A 17785-nucleotide genomic window follows, 5' to 3' on the forward strand; every position below is an offset into this window, starting at 1 on the left:
TTTTTTAAAAAATCTTTTACATAAAGTATTATTCTCTATAAGAAGAAATACAAAAAGAAACGGCCACTAATCGGCGGCCGCTTCTGATCCTACATATCGATTCGAAGATATGGTTTTCTATCATTTTTTTGTTTTTCTAATGTTATCTCTTACCTAAAAAACTGATTAGTTTGCTTAATTCCTCTTTAGCGTCATCGTTTGTCCCTTCCAACTCATTCAATAAACCAAGCAAGTTATCGTATGATTTCGTAATTTCTGCTCTAACTTCAACCAATTCTTGAGCCACTTGTGAAAGTGGAATCCCTTCTTCTTCTTCAAACGTTTCTACATATCGTGGAATATTCAAATTGTAGTCATTCTCTTTGATTTCATCCAAAGATGCCACATGGGCAAATTTCTCAACGTCTTCACGGTTACTGTAAGTTTCAATAATTTTGTCGATATTTTTAGGAGAGAGTTTGTTTTGGTTTTTGCCTTTTACAAACTCTTTTGAAGCATCGATAAATAAAATGTCTTTACTCTTGCGAGCTTCAAGACCTTTGAACACCAGCACACAGGTTGGAATGTTTGTACCATAGAACAAGTTAGCTGGTAATCCAATAACAGTATCCAATAAATTATTGTCTATGATATTTTGGCGAATCTTACCTTCAGAGGCACCTCGGAAGAGCACTCCATGCGGCAACACGATAGCCATTGTGCCTGCTTTATCTAAGTGATAAAGTCCATGAAGAACAAAAGCATAATCTGCCTTAGATGCAGGCGCCACACCATAACCTTTAAATCGTATATCTTTTTCTCGATCAATATTTTTCGTGTCCCATTTATGGGAATATGGAGGATTTGATACAATCGCATCGAACTTCAAAGGAATTTGTACTCCTTCTTTCTCAGCAAATGGCCAGTCAGCATACAGTGTGTTTGCTCGTTTTAATTCCATATTGCGGTAATTTACCCCATGCATCATTAAGTTCATACGAGCTAAGTTATAAGTTGTAGTATTTAACTCTTGCCCATAAAACTCAACGCTTCCTTCTTCATCACCATTTGGCAATTCTTTTTGAACGGTTAAGAGGAGTGAACCTGATCCCATTGTAGGATCATAAACACGGAATTGACCTCTAGTATCAGCGGCCTCCTGTGTTGCAATTTTTGCCAATACCTTACTAACTTCATGAGGGGTATAGAATTCTCCACCTTTTTTACCAGCACTGGCAGCAAATTGCCCAATCAAATACTCGTAAACGTCACCCAAAATGTCACGACCTGAATCGTCTTTGAACGTAAAATCGTTAATCATCAAAACGATTTCATTCAAAGCCTTTGCACGTTCGTTTGTACTTGAACCTAGACGTGTATCCCCAAGGTTGACATCTGAAAATACATTAGCAAAGTCCGCTTCTGCGACTGTATTACGTTTAGCATTTGTATTGAAAGATTCAAACATATCTTGGAAGTCACTAGCTTTGATTTTGTGATTTTCAATTTTTGATACAATTTTCTCCCACATATAATCTGGATCAATTGCATATCCGATACCTTTGCTGATTTCTTCGAGATAATCTTCTTTCTCAATTTTATCTGTCACTTCGTAGAACTCTTCCAAATTATTAGTTTTCAAATATTCATCTTGGTTTTCTGATAAGTAACGATAAAACATAAATGGTAAAATATAGTTTTTATACTCACTTGCATCCATCGTCCCACGGAGTTTGTTAGCCATTTCCCATAGCTTTGATGTAATATCTGTTGCAGTACTCATTTGTGCAATCTCCTTTTCTTATACAAACATTTTTTGAAGTAGTAATTTCTTCAAAATTCTAAGAGAATTTAACTCACATTGATAAAGGTCGATAATATCGTCTAATTGTTTAAAAAATAAACCGATTTTTTGTTGTTCTTCATAACTAGGAACAAATATTGGCATTCTAAAAAAAGTATCTATATGAATACGTTTTGCTTTTCTAGACCCATTAGCTATATTTCCTTGATATTTATAAAATCGTTCTAACGCTACATATTCTAAAAAGAAAGTAGGATTCAATTCATTTTTAAAATCAAATGCTGGAGAGTCCAAAGTTGATTCGTAGCCGTCTAATTCATCTGGGACAATGCCAAATGCTTGATTTAAAAAATCTAATTTTCCGTACATGAATTGTCCTGATTTTCTAATGTAGTATTGAGTAGATATGCTTCCTTTATATATTTCTTCTTTTAGAACTATTCCCTTTCTCCAAAGCTTAACTGTTAACTTTTTTGCAACTGATCCATCCGAACCTTTAATCTTGCTTTCTTCAAGGAATTCTCCAACCTCATGCTGTTCCCAAGCCTCAGTAAATCCTGCAAAGCGAATTTCAGGAACATCGGTTTCAACTTTCGGAAACATTTTTTGAAGTAGAACTTTTTTCGTATCCTTTAGTAGTTCTAACTCGCGTTGATGAAGGGTGATGAGGTTGTCTAATTGATTGAAAAATGACGAAATTTTTCGTTGCTCATCTACTTCAACTGGATAAACCACCATACCACTTAATGCGTTATCGTCGCTAACTTTCATATCGTTTTTAGCACCCTTATTTACCAAGGGCAGCAAGTAACTATTTAATCGTTGATGGCTTTCAAAATATCGTTCGACAAATTTGCTATCAACATTATCATTTGGTTTATAAACGGCATAAAGCGTTGAAACAATACCTGCTTGTCCATTATTAGATTTGATAATTCCAAAAGGATTAGATTTTAACGGACTCTTTGTATATACCACATCATCCTTCTCAACTACCCCATAAGTTGCAACTGATACACCAGCAAATGAACGCCCTTGAAATTCAATCTGATTAACTATTCCAAACTCGCCAGAAACTGATAACACATCTTCTTTTCTAAAACGCTCATCTCTGTTCTTTATTTTTGAAGTTGTTAAATATTCGTTCAACCGTCTCTGTTCCCAAGCATCCGTAAATCCTGCGAATCTAATGTCAGGTGATTTTGTTATTTTATCACTCATTTCTAATCTCCTCTTATTTTAAATATTGAATTGCTAATGCTATCAATGATAAACAGCGGTTGAAAAAGTAATCGTAGTGGCGATTATCCGTAATATCTGTTTTACTTGTCTCATGATGACGGATTCTAAAATTATTACCAATCTTCGTTAGTTCCTTAAATTCACAATCAAAAATTTCAATAAAATCAGATTTTCCATTGCTCATATCATTTACCACTTTGGTTACGGAGCCACGTTTATCAAGATGAGTATAATAAGTTTTCAAGCGCTCGAGAGCATCCCATATTTTCTCCACTGAATCTTGACGTGCTGCTGGATTTGGTGTTTTGTATAATGCAATTGCATCTTTCATCAATTCTCTCGTACCATGTTCAGAAATCTTCTGTATTTGTGTCTCCATTTCAGGTGAAAGTGGAGTATTCTCTACTACACGCTCAATAAGTTTTCCTTGGGTTAATGTAAACAACAATCCCGACTCTTGGAATATTTCGTTTATTTCATTTCGATAATCATTAAAAACATTTGTTGTATCCAAGCAATGAATATCCCAGTAATTTTTGTAGCGATGATCATTCCATCCTTCAGAAATATCTTTTATATTTTGAGCAACATATTCTATAAGGTCGATTAATGAATATTGATCATAATCATCATTATCTTGTGGGGCAGCTATATAACCATCCTCATCCCTGAGAATATCAGGAATTTTTATTGCCATTCTCTTTTCAAATTGATTACGATCAAATTCAATATAATATTTCCCTGTAAAAGTGCAGCGCTGCTGAAGTCTAAAGTTATGCGCTAGGTTATTATAATATTTTTTACACATATTCAGCAGCAAAGTATAAACTTCTTTAGAGACTTCAATTGTACGTGTAATTGGTTTTCTTAGTCCATGACGTTCTGTGTATAAATGCATTTCTATTCTCCTTTTTGTCTATATAATTTTCTCATTTAACTACTCTGCTTTCTTAATTTCGTCAGCCATTTCGTAAAATGCTTTACGGAATTCAATGCGATATCGTACCCAAGATAATTCTGCAATCTTTTGGGCTGCAATTTCTTTGTAATCTGCTCTTGCGTCATTCATGATTGTAGTTAACTCCCCTTGTTTATCCATATCCTCCTGACCTAAGCGATGTTTCTTAATCAAACTTTCAAGTTCCTTAGGTCTTATGCTGTTATCAAGTCCCCAAGTACGGATGAAGTTCGTTATAAGTTGGATATTCGTATCCTTTTGTGCTCTATCCATCGCCTGATTCATTTTCTCAACACTTCGCGGTGCTGGGTAATTTTCAAACTCAAACTCTTTCAAGAAAATTTTAGATACAAAGTTGCGCACCTTAGATTTTTCGCTATCATTATCTGACTTGGCAATCTCAACATGAATTTCATCACGTGTTTCTTCTGCTTTAGACATAAAGTTCGCATGAACTTCATCAGCCATTCGGGCAATCAGATCAATCAAGTAGTCGTAGTTGATGGTAACATCGTGAATATGAACCATAGAGAGATTGACTTGCGAAATATCAATGTCTTCTTGCTTCGCACGTCTTTCTTTCAACTCGCCTGCGATAACAGTTGTTAAAATGACTTCCTGCTCCTCAGTAATACCTAGAAGCTCATAGAACTCTTCGGAATTATCATAAGCGGAAACAGGGTTTTTATCATCGTCTTCGGTATATTGCTTCAACTGGCTAAGCAAGCGATTATACTCTTTCAAATTCTCAAAGACTTCATCCTGAGCTTTTTCACTTGGTGGTAATTGTACAAAGTTATCTGTGAGCGATCCAAGTTTTTTAACAATTTCTTGCATCTCAGCTTGAACCTTACTAAATGGTTTAGAAAGAATCCCTGATTCTTCGTTACCTTCTTTCAAATCTTCAAGTGAAAGCTGTTCGTCAGCAGATGCACGATTGGAATAGACAGCAAACGCCCTATTCATTTCATACTCATTTTGCTCAGGCCAACGATAATTGACGACATTTCCCCAAGGCTTATCGACAAAATTATGCATTCGGTTTGTGCGTGAGTATGCCTGAATCAGGTTCGCACCTTTAAGTGTTCGATCGATGTAGAGCGTATTCAACTCAGGAGCATCAAAGCCGGTCAGAAGTTGATCAACAACAATTACCAAGTCTAAGTAGTTACCGTCATCAGCTGTTTTATTCAAGCGTCGTGCTAAGTCTTCTGTGTAGGCTTTAACTGTCGTCATATCAAAAGCTGTGCCGAACATTTCGTTATAGACTTTTATTGCTCTGTGCAAGTTTTCGTTCGTTTTTAGTTGATGAATACTATTAGATGTATCCACTGAGAAGCTTACTGCCACCTTTAATTGTTGCTCCATAGAACGATTCAAATTTTCTTCAGTAAACTTATCGAAGTATTCCATCGCTCTTGGTGTACTTGCTTTGTTCCCCCCAACATGGACTGTAAACAAGGCGTTATACTTTCGATCATTTGAACGTTTCTTCCAGTTATCAAATATATCCTTAACCACCAAACTCACATGTTCAGGACTATAGTCGTAAACACTCCCACGAACATTATCGTCGATATCCTCTTCAGTTGGATTTTCGGGAACTTCAATCGTTTCCTTGAATTCAACATTAAATCCCAAGACATTCTTATCCGCTATTGCTTCTTTGATGGTATAAGCATGTAGAATATCACCAAAGATGTCTCTGGTTGCAGGAAACTTTGGCGTTCCCGTATAGCCCACCCAAGCGGAATTTGGAATGCCTTGTCGGATCATTTCAAGCATACCTTCATTTTCAGTACCGTCACCAGTTGAACGGTGAGCTTCATCGACAATAAAAAGAATATTTTCATTCAGCGGCTTGAAGCTATCTCTCGTTACATAACGCGACATCTTTTGAATACTTGTCACAATGATGTTCTTATCACTCTTCTTCGTTAATTTACGATGAAGATCTGCAATATTTGCAGTATCACCCACGACACCCGTTTTTCCTCCAAACCCAGCAACAGGGTCATATGCTTTATATGCATCAGATGTCTGGTTCGTGAGCGCAATTCGGTCAACCAAAAAGACAACTTTATCTATATTGGAGAGATGACTTGCAAGCCATGCTGTTTTAAAACTTGTGATTGTCTTGCCTGAGCCTGTAGTATGCCAAATGTATCCTAGTTTACCCTCATCGTATTTGAAATCGAATTTTCTGACCTTCTCAAGCACACGCTTTGTGGCATAGACTTGGTACGGACGCATGACTTTAATATTTTCTTTGTTTTTAGTACCATCCAGCACTATATAGCGTGTAGCTAAATCATGAGCCATTGGTATCGATAATACTTTATCCGCAAATGTCTTCCAAGAACGAATAGGACGAGCATGATCTTCGTCTTGCCAGTTAAAAGCAAAAGCCCGGTTAAAGTTTTGAAGTAGCGTGTTTGCCATATAACGAATATCGAACGGCGTCATTGCGATTAAAATCTGCAAAGTCGAAAAGATACCGCCGTACTGTTTTTCGGCAATATATTGTTCCATCTGATTCAAGGATTCTGTAGTGCTGTGAAGTGCCTTCTTCAATTCGATTTGAATAATTGGCAAGCCATTAATGAGTAGCGTTATATCGAATCGACGGTCAGGCTTTCCATCTATTACTTTTGGTCGTTTAATTTGATTTACTACTTGATAAACAGTATTCCCGCCACCTACTTGGGCTTGGTCGAACACTGTCAAAAACACATGCTTACCATCATCAAGGTCAATTTCAATTTCAGACACACCATTAACACCATATAAAAACTGTCCAGCATGGTAGGGCGATTCGATGCTATTAATGATTTTCTTTACTTGATTGAATTCAGTAACAGATAATGGTTCATCTAAACGTGCACGATTATTTTGTTCTAAGGTTATTTTAAAGTTATCCCAGAGTTGTTCGTCTGTTCTAATTTCTTTTTTGTACTCCCATTGTTTTACGCCACCGATTTTAGTTAAATAATCGACAACTTCATTTTCAAAAGCTAATTCTGATTGACTTTTCATTTAGTCTTCCTCTCCCTTTAGAGTTTCTTCAATTATTGAGTTTGTGAACTGCTCAATCAAATTCGTGTATTTACTCAACTTGCTTTGCAGCTTCAATGTTTCTAGATAAATAGCGCCTATGTTCTTCTGTTCTTTGAGAGGAACAATAGGAACGTTAATATCACTAAAGGAGCGAAGCGGAATTCTTAAAATAGCACCAGTCCCTTGTAACTCCTTTTCCTTTTGACGTTTCACATCCTTGTAAGCGTTAAACAAGAAAAGAAAGTACCTTTTATCAAATTTTTCACTATTAAATTCTATTTTTGTGAAGTTGAGAGACAATACTTTTCCAACATTATTCCTACTGACTATCGCTGCAAGCTGTAAAGAATTACTGATAACAACATCACCTTTATTTAATGATGGAGTCTCTTCAGCTAAATGTTTTATTTCATTCTCAACAAATATCTCCTCATGTCTATAATCAGCTTCAAAAGACTGCTGATCATAATAATTCATTTTTTGATTTCCAAATTGTTTTTGCGCCCTTGTTGGATTTATACCTGGGGTGAATGACACAAATTCTTTTAAAGGTCTTCTTTCCAAAAAACTCACCTCTAATTGATTTTTAGTAATATATCTATATTTCAAATTAAACCACACAAGTTTTATTTCGTCAACTATTACTTGAAATATTTTTATATTTCAAGTAATCTTTTGTTGCAGAATTGCTACTTTTCTAAAATCTGATTACAAAAATACTTTTAAATAGCAAAAAGTCCGCTCAAGTGAGCGGACTTTTTAGTATGGAGGCGAGGGGAGTCGAACCCCTGTCCGAAGATAACGCAGCATAGGCTTCTACGGGTGTAGTCACGGTTTTGATGTCACCCTAGGAACTCCCCGTAACCGGATTCCCTTCGGGTCAGCCTGATTGTCTTCTTCCGTTTACCCCCAGGCGGAGACTAACCGGCGTATCCCACTTTAGGTTGGGCCCTCATCCCGGCACATGGGCGATGCTGAGCGAGAGCACGCATCACAGTTTCTTAGGCTGCGAAAGCGTAGTTGTTTTGTTGTTTGCCATTTAATAGGCTTTAGCGTTAGTAAAGCGGACGCGTCCCCACTACCCGCTACCCATGCCCGAACTACCCCCGTCGAATCCATAAACGCCCCCTGATGGGAAAACCGTCGCCCTCCGAAGATCGAAGCCGGCGTACATTTTCCGTAAAAGGGAACTTCCGGATTAAAGGGACGTCGCTCAAAGAACCGCAAGGTTCCAAGCACGAGCCGCATTGTCCAAAGTTCACGCAGCCTTTCCCTCCATAAAAGAAAGGACCGCTTATGGGAGGATGCAGCGTTTCCCATAGACCTAGATTATAACATATTTCGCGCTGCAAAGATAGATTACCCGCGCTCGCTCCGTGCCAAACAAGAAAGCAAGCCTTACCCTATCTTTGCCGCGACTTGAGCGCACGTTGGATATCCCGCTGCGCGTCGCGTTTGGCGGCCGTATCTCTTTTGTCGTGCTGCTTTTTACCTTTGCCCAGGCCGATCAGCAGCTTGGCGTAGCCGTTGCGCACGTAGACCTTCAGTGGCACGACCGTATAGCCTTCCTGCTTGGACTGACCGACCAGCTTGCGGATCTGCACCTTGTGCAGCAGCAGCTTGCGCGTGCGCGTCGGATCGGACGGATTGTTGATATTGCCCTGCTCGAACGGACTGATATGCATATTGTGAATAAAAGCCTCGCCGCCCCGGATCGTCGCGAACGCGTCCCCGATATTCGCCCGCCCTTTGCGCAGCGACTTGATCTCGGTCCCCGTCAGCACCAGCCCCGCCTCGTAGGTGTCTTCGATGAAATAATCGTGGGACGCCTTTTTGTTCTGAGCCAGCAATTTGCCCTGTTCGGTATTCTTCTTCATGTGTCTCACCTCCCGCATCTTATTCTGAATCTGAACCTACCTAAATTGTAACAAGCTCTCTTTGGAAAAGGCAAGAAAACGAGCAACGGGGGAGCATAAGCGGAACGTAACGGATACAGATGACGCTTAAAACACCCTAATCGGCTCCCGCCGATTCTAACGGATCGCCTATCCGTTAGAGCATCCAAATCGCCGAATTCCGGCTTCAAACTGCCCGATTCTGCCATCTAACGGACATGCGGTCCGTTAAATTCTAAAACCTGCCTAAAAAAGTCCGCTAACGGACATACAATCCGTTAGCGGTGATTGATAAGGTTTTTTCGGCCGACATATCAGCCGCGCGCTTTGCCCGGTTTTCCTTTGCCGCCCGGGCGGCCGCTTTTCGGCCGCTCGTTGCCGTTGCGCGAGAACGTCGCCGTCTCGCCGCCATAGCCGCCCGTGCCGGAACCGAAGCTGAACCGGCCTTTGCCCGGTTCGCGACTGCCGTCCGCGTCGGTACTGTTGCCGCCGCTCGACGCGCGGCCGGCGCCTTTGCCCGGCGCGCGCCCGTTGTCCGCGCCGCTTTTGCCTGCGGCTCCGCCGTTCCCGCCGCCTGCTCGGCTCGAACGGCCTTTGCGCCCACCGGCTGCGCCAGGCGGCCGATTGCTCCACTCGCCCGCTTCGCCTGGCGAGCCGTTGAACGCATCTCCGCCGCTTGGTCCGGCTTCGATATGAATGCCGCCGCCTTTCCGCTTGCCGCGAGCCGGCTTCCCGGCTGCGCCGCCGCCCGCTTTTGCCCCGCTTTGGCCTGCGGCCGCTACGCCGCCTTGATCGGCTGCTTTGCCGCCGTTCCCGCTTCCTTGCCCTCCGGCCGCTACGCCGCCGAACGCCCAACCGCCGTCCGCGCTTTCGCCGCGCTTGCCTTTGCGCTTGCGGCCTCCGCTTTCTCCGCCGGACTGCGTCGGCGACGTCACGTTCGCTTCGCCTGTTCCTTTTTTGCCTTTACGCTTGCGACCGCCGCTCGGCAAGCCGCCTTCGCCGCTTTGCGTTTGCGCTTGCAGAGCGCCCGCAGCTCCGACAACCTCGGCGTTTCCGCCTTTGCGCTTTCTTTTCCGTTTGCCGGACGTCTGCCCGGAACCGGAACCGCTCTCCGAACTTCCCGCGTTTGCTCCGGCGGCAGGCGCAGCGCCCGCCGAGTCGTTCGGACGGAACACGTCCGGCCGCTTTTTCTTGTCCTTTTTCTTGCCCTTGCCTTTGCCTTTATCTTTGCCGAACTTTTCTTTGCCCGTTTTGTCGCCGCGAGGACCGCGCTTGAACGCGTCGCTGCTTCCTCCGCCGTCCCGACGGCGTCCGCCGCCTCCGCGGTTATTGCTTTTTTTCATATCGACCAGTTCGAAATCGATCGTATGCTCTTCCATGCTGACTTTCGCCACGCGGATCTCGACCACGTCGCCGATCCGGAACGTGCGCGACGTGCGTTCGCCGATCAGGGTCAGGCGCGATTCGTCATAATGGTAATAATCGTCGGTCAGATTGCTGATATGAATCAGGCCCTCGATCGTGTTTTCCAGTTCGATAAACAGGCCGAAGCTGGTCACGCTGCCGATCACGCCGTCGAATACTTCGCCGACTTTGTCCATCATGTACTCGGCTTTTTTCAGTTGCGCCGTATCGCGTTCCGCATCGACCGCCACGCGCTCGCGGATCGAAGACTGCTGCGCGTAATCCGACATCCGCGCCGCCAACTGCTCTTCGCGCTGCTGCGTCAGCTTACCGCCGTTTTCCGCCATCTCGCCGATCACCCGGTGAATAACCAAGTCGGGATAACGGCGAATCGGTGAAGTGAAATGCGTATAGTATTCGGCGGCAAGGCCGAAGTGGCCCAGATTCACCGAATCGTATTTCGCCTGCTTCATCGAACGGAGCAGCAGCGTGCTGATGGCTTTTTGCTCCGGCGTATCCTGCACGTCGTCCAGCAGCGATTGCAATTCTTTCGGCTGGATGCTTCCGCCGCGCGTGCCTTTGACCTGATGTCCCAGATTGGCCGCGAATGCCGCGAACAGCTCCAATTTTTCCTGATCCGGGTCTTCGTGAATCCGGTACAGGAACGGCACTTTGGCTTTGCTGAAATGCTCGGCCACCGTCTCGTTCGCCGCCAGCATGAATTCTTCGATCAGGCGCTCGGCTACCGAACGCTCGCGCGTCACGATATCGATCGCTTTGCCCTGGTCGTCGAGCAGCACCTTCGCTTCTTCGAAATCGAAATCGACCGCGCCCCGCTTCATGCGGCGGGCGTTCAGCTTCAGCGACAGATCGCGCATCGTGCGGAAGTTGTCGACCAGATAGCCGTAACGCTCCATCAGCTCGGGATCTTCTTCCTCCAAAATGAGGCGCACGTTTTTGTACGTCATCCGTTCGACGGTCTTGATCACGCTTTTGAAAATATCGTAACGGACTACGTTCATCGACGCGTCGAACTCCATCTCGCACGACAGCGTCAAACGGTCCACGCGCGGATTCAAGCTGCATATGCCGTTGGACAGACGCGGCGGCAGCATCGGAATCACCCGGTCCACCAAATACACGCTGCTGCCCCGGTTATACGCTTCCTGATCGAGCGCGGAGCCTTCCGGCACATAATAGCCTACGTCCGCGATATGCACGCCCAGCACGTAGTGGCCGTTGTCCAGACGTTCCACGTTGACCGCGTCGTCCAGGTCTTTGGCGTCTTCGCCGTCGATCGTGACGATCTGTTTGCCCCGCAGGTCGCGGCGGCCCTGGCTGGTGATTTCTTCTTCCGTGATGCTTTCCGGCGCCGCTTCGGCTTCCGCGATCACTTCGTCCGGGAACGACTCCGGCAATTGGTGCTTGCGGATAATCGAGAGAATATCGACGCCCGGATCGCTGTTGTATCCGAGCACCTCGATCACTTCGCCTTGCGCCGCCGCACGGCCGTCCGGATACGAGATAATGCGCACGACGACCTTTTGCCCGTTGATCGCCCCGCCTGCACGTCCCGCCGGAATAAAAATGTCGCGCGTGATGCGCTTATCGTCCGGCAGCACAAAGCCAAACGATTCCTCGTCCTGATACGTACCGACGATTTGCGTCACCGCCCGTTTCACGATCCGCACGACTTCGCCTTCCATCCGTCCGTTGGAGGAACGGCGGGACGCAATGCGGATCAGCACCGTATCGCCGTTCATCGCGCTCAGCATATCGCTGGCGTTGATATAGACGTCGGCATGCTCGCGATCCTCGGGAATCAGGAACCCGAATCCTTTTGCATGTGTTTGCAGCCTTCCGCGCAGCAGGTCCATCCGTTCGGGCACGCCGTAGCGCTGGGTACGCGTCAACACAACCTCGCCGTCTTCTTCAAGCGAATTTAACATATTCATAAATTCCCGGAACGTTTCCGCATCCTCGATGCCGAAATGTTGTTCCAGCTCCTGATACGTCATCGGCTTGTATGCGTCTTCGCGCATGAAGCCCAGCAGCATCTCTTGCGTTATCATGATTATCACCTCAAAATGGCTCCGGCTGCCGGCAGACCGCCCGTGCTTTGTCCCAGATGAGGAACGGTTACGTTTGGCTGAAACGCATCAGAATTTGTACCTTTCAGCCGAACGTAACCTACCCTTTAAGATAGGAAAAAGCACCAGTACCCTGACCGCTTAAGATGTTAGCTTTGTTGCGGTCAAAGTACCCGGTCAACTTGCAGATCGCGAATGCTCGATTTTTTGCTTCTTCTACAACTCCATTATACGTTAAAAGTACCCGTGCCGGAGCCTGCTTAATCTATACACAAAAAAGCCTCCGTATCCTTGAGTCCAAGGATCAACGAAGGCTTCCCTGAGCGAACAAGTCGCCCAAAACGCGAGATTAGTTGGTCAGAGCCGTGGTCAGAATCGCCATAACGACGAATCCGATACCCAATACGATGGTAATACGCTCAAGCACCAAGTCCATACCGCGAGCTTTGGTTTTGCCGAACAAATGCTCCGCACCGCCGGAGATGGCGCCTGCCAAGCCTGCGCTTTTCCCTTTTTGCAACAGCACGACCGTGATCACACCGACGGAAAAGATCAAAAGAAGTACCTTCAGAAAGATTTCCATTGTAATTCCACCTCCTAAGCGTAAACCGCATATCCTGTATAATAAGTGGGTTACCCCTGTTGCTACACTCTTAATGTCATTTAAACAAAACACCACTCTCATCCTATCACAATCGCCGTTATTTGACAATCGGGCAACTTGTCTGCTTTTCGTCCGGCGGATAAGGGCTGGAAACGCAATCGGTCAGGCGGAAATCCGGTCCGGCCGCGTAAAAAAGCCGCGCTGCGGTTAAATCCTCCGCGGCACGGCTTGGGTCAATAACGATAGGTTAAATGTACCTTTGGCCTGCCTTGTTACTTAGCGGCGTTGTTCTTTGGCTTGAACGGTACGGTCGGTCCACAAAATGTATCCCGCGGATACGGCTGTAAGGACCAGAATGACCATGATCACCATGGCATCCGACATGCTCTTTTCCTCCTCTGCTGGTGCGAATCTGGATGATGTGCGAACGTTGCCTTTTTTCGAAATGAAAGTAGAACGGAAAGGTCACCTCTCCTGTTTCTGCTTACGAGGTTAGCTGACGGATTAGGACGCAAGAGTCGTCCCGCCTGACGCAACGCCGTGACCGGCTGCGCGAAAGGCTTCACCCCATGAGAGCCGCGTGCGGCATCCCGATCGGTTCCCCCGTTTCCGAGTACAAATTCAGCAGTTGTAGCTTCTTGTGCGTGATCCACTGGATCGATTAAGTGACGAATCCCATCATCCTTTCCGAAAATATAGGCGGCAAGCCGGAACCTTCGATCTCCATCCGGAGATCCGGTGCCGTCGGAGGTCGGTCCGTTCGCTAGCGAACAAAACCGAAAGAGTGAACGCGCTTGACAATCGGACAAAATTGCGCGTTGCTTTTATGAACCGTATCTTACTCCTGCTGACACCTTGTGTAAAGGATGAACTTTACCTGTTTTTGGGGGTTTGAGCGTTAATAATTGAACTCATGATCTCCTGCGAACTTCAATCTTTTATTATCGCCGAAAATCTCCGATTATCTTCGCTTTTCTCCAAAATTGCAACGAAAAAATCACGAATTTTTGATTTCTCGAACCACCGTGAAGACCATTTTGCCGCAAAATATTTTGGTAACGCTTTCATTTAAAGTCGCCCGGAAGAACCCTTTTTATGCAGGCAAAAGGTTCTGTCCGGACGCGGATACGTTGCGGAGCGTTCCGTTCGCGCGCCAAAGTTCCGTTATCCGATCGTCTTATGCAAAAGTTCCCAGGCGCGCTCCAGCTTCTCGTTGTACGCCGGATCGTCCGCCGAGTTCATGAATCGTACTTTTCCGCTTCCTCCGCCTTGCACGCCCCGTTCGCTTAGCACGGCGGTCAGCCTGCGCACCGTTCCGGCGCTGCCGTCGATCACGCGAATATGCGGCGGCAATACGGATTCCAGCAGCGGCGCGTAATAAGGGTAATGCGTGCAGCCCAATACGATCGTGCCGTACGCGTCCAGATCGAAAGGCTCGAATTTGCGCCGGAAATAATCGCCCAGCTCCGCCGGATCGAAATTCAACCGTTCGCAATACTGCACCAATTCCGGCATCGGCAGCGAATCCACGATCCGCTTGTCGTCGACGCGCGAGACCAGCTCCATGTATTTGGCCTGGCTAAGCGTCAGCTCGGTCGCCAGCACCAATACGCGCCGTCCGCCTGCCCCGTTCATCTCGACGGCCGGCTTGACCGCCGGTTCCATCCCGATCACCGGCAACTCGTAGACGCGCCGAAGCTCGGTCGCCGCCACGCTGGTGGCCGTATTGCAGGCGATCACGAGCGCTTTGACCTTTTCCCCAAAAATGCGTTCCGCCGACTCGCACACGTATTCGGTGACCTGCTGCTTCGTTTTCGGCCCGTAAGGCACGTGCAGCGTATCCGCGAAAAAGATAAAGTCTTCATCCGGAAGTTTGCGAACCGCTTCGCGCAGCACGGTCAACCCCCCGATCCCCGAGTCAAAAAAAGCGATGCTCATGCTGTTCCCCTGCCGTTTCGTTGGTTTGGTCTGGTTCCTTTCCGATACGAAAAGGACTCCGTTATTCTGTTACCGATTATAGACCTCTCGCCGCCAAAACGCCAAACCAAACCTGCATCGGCAAAACGCAAACCGCTCCATACGCAAAAATTTCAAAGTCCGCTTTGGGTCGGGTCGGATGGAATCAAAAGCCGCTGTTCGGAGTTTGAGGCAGGGCTGCTACTTGTTCGGCGGGGCATCGGACTTGCACACTTCAAATTGAAGCACCGGCCCTTCCCAATCCTCCTCGCGCCGCTCGATATGATCGGAAGCGGCCGGACAGGAGAAGATCGCTCGCTGCCAAAACGCTAACGCCGGAGCATTGTTTTCCATGACGCTTAGTTTCCATGCTCCGGGAAAAGCCGCGAACAACCGCTGAGCCGCCGCTCTCCCCAAGCCGTATCCCCGGTATTTTTTCAACACGAAAAATTCGACCATCTCATGCCCGGAGCCGGAGTCCGCTTCGAAACGGCGAATCAAAGCGAAACCCGCCAACTTCCCGTCCGCGCGCAGCAAAAAAGGGTAATGGCCGGGAACGTTCCAGTAGCTGTCCAAGTCTCGGTATTCGTACAGCCCGGATTCGTTCACGTCTTCGGGATCGTACGCGGTAAAATCGTATTTGTACAACTCCAACAACTGCCGCAGCGTCGATTTGTTTGCGTAGTCGGCCTGTAGGCAGCTTAACGTCAACGGATAGGTTTCTGTATGTTCCATGTTCGTTTTTTTGTCTCCTTTGCGGTAGTCTTGTGCGATTTATGCTTCATATATCCGGTGTATGCGTTCCAACATTTCTTTCGCGAATCCGATTCTCCTCCGCGCGCCGAGCGTCGGTTGCCCGGTGTCGGTTCCCCTATACGCGTCCAGCGCCGATCCCACGACGTCCCGCCATTGCGGCAGCGCTTCGAGCGCCCATTCGCCGCCTTCTTGTTTCGACGATATTCGTTTTTCCGCAGCAAACAACAGCACGCGGCACAAATTCAGCACGACATACACTGGATTGTGCAAAATATCGGTTTCCGCCGTCGACACGTCGTGCAGGATCGAGCTTCGATAATCGGTTTCGGGAACGGGAGGATAATTCTCGCGCAGCGGCCGTCCGTATAGCGCGATACCACGCTCGTAAGCGACGGCAACCTGCGCGGCCAGATCGGGATCGGTCCAGCCGCCGCAGAGGTAGTTCGGATCGGCCGCATACTTGTTCCGGTGAGCCGACGAATAATGATAAACGAAAGGCGCCGGATGCGTAAACACGCGCAAAGCGTAATCTTCCACTACCGTAAACTCGATCGCTCTCCCATCCGGCAGCCGGTCGTGCAGATGCAGCGTCGCCTGCGTCAGCGCGTGCAGTGCTCGGCGATCCGGGACGCGGTCGACGACGATCAGCAGGTCGATATCGCTGCGACGCGGATTGAACCCGCCCATCGCCAGCGAACCGTGCAGGTAAACGCCGCTGACAGCATCGCCCAACGCGTCCCGCGCTTTCGCCGACATCTCCTGTGCCGAAGCGAAAGCTTCGCGGGTGTCGACGGACGCCTGAAGAAGATCGGGAGCGAAAGGAGCAACCGGAGACGCGGAAACGGAATTGTGCCCGCAAGCCAAAGAGAGTGAATGCGTCATGGATGGCTCGGGCGATTCCGGCCTATAGGCACAAGTCGGATCGGCTGCACGCTTTTCGGACGGCTTTCGTATCGGTTGACCATCCGCATTCTTTTCGCGTCGAGCAGGTTGGAGTTTTTCGGAACGATTCATAGGGATATTTTCCTTTCGTTGCAAGTTTGGATACGTGGGAAAAAGCTTGGCGTTTACATCGAAACGATTGGGCGAAAAAGTCGAACCGGCGCGCGGCTTGGTCCTGCTTGGTGCTTTCGATTGTACGGAATCCGACCCGGATCGTATAGGCCGAGCATGAGTTGAATCGTTCTCGACTGATCCGGTTATCTACGACATGCGGTCATCCAGGGCATAAAACGCGTAGGCATTAAAAAACACACCCGGCTCCCTTTTTCAAAAAAGAATGCCGGATGTGTACAGGCGGAATATGAAACTGTCGAGTCGACAGAGAAGTGAAATAAGTGCCGATCGACGCTTATTTCCTGCGGTTCTGCGTGGTTGAAAAAAATAAGTGCCGAGGTGCATGTATTTCGTCGGATAGTAGCTTCTATTGGCTGTGTAGCACGAAATAATTGCATCTACGCGCTTATTTACGGAATTGGCGATTTTAAATCAGAAATACATGTATTTGAGCACTTATTTGCTTGGACGTCGATCGGAAACGCTATTCGGATAGCCTAATACCTCATATCAAGCATATCGGCTGTGGTTCAAACGCCACGGTTCAAGCCTTTTCCGTAGCAGATCCGTCTTACCCGCTCGACCGAAAGTCCGTAGCGTTCCGCAAGTTCCTCGGTACGCACGCCTTCCCCGTACAAACGAACCATATCGGCGTTGCGCGCTTCCAATTGCTCACGACGACCCGAACAAGCGCCCCAGCCTTTTTTCGTTCCCGCCGGGACCGGTACGTATAACAATTCTCCTCCCACATACCGCTGAAGCTGCCGTAGCAGCTCCTCCGGCAAACAAACCGCCGCATTGCGGTAAGCCGCCGGCCCCTTCGAAGCCTCCGTGTTTGCTGCCTGAGCGGGTAACTTCTTTTCGTGATTTTTTTCCATATACGGTCGATTCCGTTGTTCGGACATTCGGCCTTCTCCTTCCCGGAATAAAGTTCGGGTCGAAGCAAAGCCTGTCCGGGCGTTGCTGCTTGCTTATCTGGCTCCA

Annotated in this window: 12 protein-coding genes, 1 other RNA gene and 1 riboswitch; all 13 genes read right to left on the reverse strand. The window is 47.1% G+C overall.

Annotation, left to right across the window (positions count from 1 at the left end):
- Positions 1-142: 142 nt before the first annotated feature.
- The 13 genes from WKI47_RS25785 to WKI47_RS25845 all read right to left on the reverse strand — a co-directional run bounded on the left by WKI47_RS25785 (position 143) and on the right by WKI47_RS25845 (position 17706).
- Entirely contained in the window at positions 143-1762 is a 1620-nt protein-coding gene (locus tag WKI47_RS25785) for a type I restriction-modification system subunit M (RefSeq protein WP_340230082.1), read from the reverse strand.
- 18 nt (positions 1763-1780) lie between these two features.
- Positions 1781-3004 (reverse strand): restriction endonuclease subunit S, encoded by a 1224-nt coding sequence (locus WKI47_RS25790; RefSeq protein WP_340230083.1) that lies wholly within the window; start codon positions 3002-3004, stop codon positions 1781-1783.
- Between the two features lie 13 nt (positions 3005-3017).
- Positions 3018-3923 carry an AbiJ-NTD4 domain-containing protein gene (locus WKI47_RS25795; protein ID WP_340230084.1) on the reverse strand — a complete coding sequence of 302 codons (906 nt, stop codon included), beginning with the start codon at positions 3921-3923 and terminating at the stop codon, positions 3018-3020.
- A gap of 39 nt (positions 3924-3962) precedes the next feature.
- Positions 3963-7019: a type I restriction endonuclease subunit R gene (locus tag WKI47_RS25800; protein ID WP_340230085.1), complete on the reverse strand. Its 3057-nt coding sequence runs from the start codon at positions 7017-7019 to the stop codon at positions 3963-3965.
- Positions 7020-7604 (reverse strand): restriction endonuclease subunit S, encoded by a 585-nt coding sequence (locus tag WKI47_RS25805; protein ID WP_340230086.1) that lies wholly within the window; start codon positions 7602-7604, stop codon positions 7020-7022. It lies immediately after the preceding gene.
- A gap of 198 nt (positions 7605-7802) precedes the next feature.
- Positions 7803-8169, reverse strand: a transfer-messenger RNA (tmRNA) gene (ssrA, locus tag WKI47_RS25810).
- Positions 8170-8443: 274 nt separating this feature from the next.
- Positions 8444-8917, reverse strand: coding sequence for an SsrA-binding protein SmpB (gene smpB / locus WKI47_RS25815; RefSeq protein ID WP_037285755.1), 474 nt, complete (start codon positions 8915-8917; stop codon positions 8444-8446).
- Between the two features lie 332 nt (positions 8918-9249).
- Positions 9250-12411, reverse strand: coding sequence for a ribonuclease R (gene rnr / locus WKI47_RS25820; protein WP_340230113.1), 3162 nt, complete (start codon positions 12409-12411; stop codon positions 9250-9252).
- 367 nt (positions 12412-12778) lie between these two features.
- Positions 12779-13012, reverse strand: a complete 234-nt coding sequence (gene secG, locus WKI47_RS25825) for a preprotein translocase subunit SecG (protein ID WP_340230087.1) — start codon at positions 13010-13012, stop codon at positions 12779-12781.
- A 487-nt stretch (positions 13013-13499) separates the two neighbouring features.
- Positions 13500-13670, reverse strand: a riboswitch (cyclic di-AMP (ydaO/yuaA leader).
- Between the two features lie 527 nt (positions 13671-14197).
- Positions 14198-14971 carry a glutamate racemase gene (murI, locus tag WKI47_RS25830; protein WP_340230088.1) on the reverse strand — a complete coding sequence of 258 codons (774 nt, stop codon included), beginning with the start codon at positions 14969-14971 and terminating at the stop codon, positions 14198-14200.
- Between the two features lie 219 nt (positions 14972-15190).
- Positions 15191-15724: a GNAT family N-acetyltransferase gene (locus WKI47_RS25835; RefSeq protein WP_340230089.1), complete on the reverse strand. Its 534-nt coding sequence runs from the start codon at positions 15722-15724 to the stop codon at positions 15191-15193.
- A gap of 39 nt (positions 15725-15763) precedes the next feature.
- Complete coding sequence (locus tag WKI47_RS25840; RefSeq protein WP_340230090.1) at positions 15764-16759, reverse strand: aminoglycoside adenylyltransferase domain-containing protein; 996 nt, start codon at positions 16757-16759, stop codon at positions 15764-15766.
- A 572-nt stretch (positions 16760-17331) separates the two neighbouring features.
- Positions 17332-17706 carry a CD3324 family protein gene (locus WKI47_RS25845; RefSeq protein WP_340230091.1) on the reverse strand — a complete coding sequence of 125 codons (375 nt, stop codon included), beginning with the start codon at positions 17704-17706 and terminating at the stop codon, positions 17332-17334.
- Positions 17707-17785: the final 79 nt, after the last annotated feature.

The organism is Saccharibacillus sacchari (assembly GCF_037722395.1).
GTDB classification, from domain to species: Bacteria; Bacillota; Bacilli; order Paenibacillales; family Paenibacillaceae; genus Saccharibacillus; species Saccharibacillus sacchari_A.

Coding starts and splice junctions, on each gene's coding strand:
- WKI47_RS25785 (WP_340230082.1), bottom strand. CDS start 1,762: ATGAGTACTGCAACAGATATTACATCAAAGCTATGGGAAATGGCTAAC.
- WKI47_RS25790 (WP_340230083.1), bottom strand. CDS start 3,004: ATGAGTGATAAAATAACAAAATCACCTGACATTAGATTCGCAGGATTT.
- WKI47_RS25795 (WP_340230084.1), bottom strand. CDS start 3,923: ATGCATTTATACACAGAACGTCATGGACTAAGAAAACCAATTACACGT.
- WKI47_RS25800 (WP_340230085.1), bottom strand. CDS start 7,019: ATGAAAAGTCAATCAGAATTAGCTTTTGAAAATGAAGTTGTCGATTAT.
- smpB (WP_037285755.1), bottom strand. CDS start 8,917: ATGAAGAAGAATACCGAACAGGGCAAATTGCTGGCTCAGAACAAAAAG.
- rnr (WP_340230113.1), bottom strand. CDS start 12,411: ATGATAACGCAAGAGATGCTGCTGGGCTTCATGCGCGAAGACGCATAC.
- secG (WP_340230087.1), bottom strand. CDS start 13,012: ATGGAAATCTTTCTGAAGGTACTTCTTTTGATCTTTTCCGTCGGTGTG.
- murI (WP_340230088.1), bottom strand. CDS start 14,971: ATGAGCATCGCTTTTTTTGACTCGGGGATCGGGGGGTTGACCGTGCTG.
- WKI47_RS25835 (WP_340230089.1), bottom strand. CDS start 15,724: ATGGAACATACAGAAACCTATCCGTTGACGTTAAGCTGCCTACAGGCC.
- WKI47_RS25840 (WP_340230090.1), bottom strand. CDS start 16,759: ATGAATCGTTCCGAAAAACTCCAACCTGCTCGACGCGAAAAGAATGCG.
- WKI47_RS25845 (WP_340230091.1), bottom strand. CDS start 17,706: ATGTCCGAACAACGGAATCGACCGTATATGGAAAAAAATCACGAAAAG.